Source organism: Klebsiella sp. JB_Kp042 (assembly GCF_040065275.1).
GTDB classification, from domain to species: Bacteria; Pseudomonadota; Gammaproteobacteria; order Enterobacterales; family Enterobacteriaceae; genus Klebsiella; species Klebsiella quasipneumoniae.
On the sequence record NZ_JBEAJL010000071.1, the window covers coordinates 1 to 1,583 of the forward strand.

The 1,583-nt window shown below is 52.3% G+C and carries 2 protein-coding genes and 1 pseudogene; all 3 read left to right on the plus strand.

The features are described from left to right. Positions 1 to 238: hypothetical protein (locus tag ABLV54_RS13190; RefSeq protein WP_263084741.1), on the plus strand; the 238-nt coding region annotated here is incomplete at its 5' end. A gap of 595 nt (positions 239 to 833) precedes the next feature. Beyond that, the gene (locus ABLV54_RS13195) at positions 834 to 1,241 is read left to right on the plus strand and encodes a transposase (protein ID WP_032440835.1); all 408 of its coding nucleotides are present in this window, start codon (positions 834 to 836) and stop codon (positions 1,239 to 1,241) included. Continuing rightward, positions 1,238 to 1,462 (plus strand): annotated as a pseudogene (tnpB, locus tag ABLV54_RS13200) (IS66 family insertion sequence element accessory protein TnpB); the annotation flags it as partial. The gene ABLV54_RS13195 and the pseudogene tnpB, both read left to right, overlap by 4 nt. Between the last annotated feature and the right edge of the window lie 121 nt (positions 1,463 to 1,583).

Sequence of the window (1,583 nt, forward strand, 5' to 3'; positions counted from 1 at the left end):
CAAAGGCTGGGATGCCAGAAAGCGTGCGTATTGCCTGAAAATCCAGCCAGCTACAAGGTCGTTCGCACGAAATCTTATTTATTCAACAAAGCCACTCGTATATTTAAAAGCCGAAGACACAGGTACCCGAAAAGCCTGTAAAACAGCCGAAGGCGATAAGAAAGGGAAAATGCTGACACAACGATCGCATAGCGTTATCCCCGCCCTGAAAGACGAGGATATAAGGGGGTTCCGCTAACTGCCCGTATTCTCCCTCTCTTCAGAAGAAGTCAAGCAGGTGGTAAGGCGTAGCTTTGTTTTCACCTGCACGGGCCATTGCAATTTATAAGTGCTTCACGGATAAGATCTGGAATTGAATGTCAGTCAGTTACAACGGGCGCGGGCTAAGAGACATATTATCATCGGCCAAGATGTTACCCGAACTACCTGACCCGCCCCCTTCCTTGCGGAAAGAGGCTTTTCACAATACCAGGACTGAGCGGGATTCATGAACCGTCTTCTGCAGGACGTGAGGCGGTCCCGTTTGCTTTTCTCATCGCCAGGCTGTACTGCCAGGTGGAAACCAGACAGACCAGTAAAACCGGTATCATCATCAGACCCAGAAGCTTCCATCCCAGTAAAGCCAGTATCACGCCCGCTCCGGATGTGGCTATCGCGGAGAAAACAAAACGGCTGGGCTACGCCCGCCGATGGCGTTCCAGACAGAGGATATCGACTGGCTGGTAGGAGCGCTTGATAAAGTACTGAGTAAGCGTCATCTCAGTACCGTCTGTTGAAATTTCCGGTGATTGACGATGATAGAGTCCTCTTATAAACGTTAATGGACTCTATCAATGTCAGATTCTCTTCGTCCCCGCAGGGTTCGTGCGTCTTACTCCATGGACTTTAAACTGGAACTTGTCGAAAAATCTTATCAGCCTGGAGCCTGCGTGGCCCAACTGGCCAGAGAACACGGGATTAATGACAATCTGTTGTTTACATGGCGCCAGCGCTACAGCCACCTTTTGCCCGATGAAATACAACGTTCAGTCAGTAAACCTGATGCTGTCATCCCTGTTGTGGTATCTGACATGTCCCTGTCACATCATGCAGTACCACACTATGAACCATCCGGTTCCGCTTACGGTGAGGTGATGACCTGCGAAGTGGCTGTCGGGAGCGCCAGTCTGCGCCTGACAGGGAACTTATCTCCCGCTATCCTGAAAACACTGCTTCGCGAACTGACCGGGAGGGGACGATGATCTCCCTCCCGTCTGGCACCCGTATCTGGCTGGTCGCCGGCGCCACCGACATGCGTAAATCCTTCAACGGTCTGGGCGAGCAGATACAGCACGTACTGGATGAGAACCCCTTCTCCGGCCACCTGTTCATCTTCCGTGGCCGCCGGGGTGATACCGTCAAAATTCTCTGGGCAGATGCGGATGGACTGTGCCTCTTCACCAAACGCCTTGAGGTTGGTGAACTTCTGCCGTGGAACGTGGCTATACCTGCCTGACCAGTGTCAATACGGCGTCCGGTTAACGCTTACAGACCTTCAGCCCGGTGGAATCAATCACCAGATGCGCGATTTCACCCCGGGTGAA

Excerpts from the sequence above, each read along its gene's own strand:
- ABLV54_RS13195 (WP_032440835.1), top strand. The coding sequence starts at position 834 with ATGTCAGATTCTCTTCGTCCCCGCAGGGTTCGTGCGTCTTACTCCATG.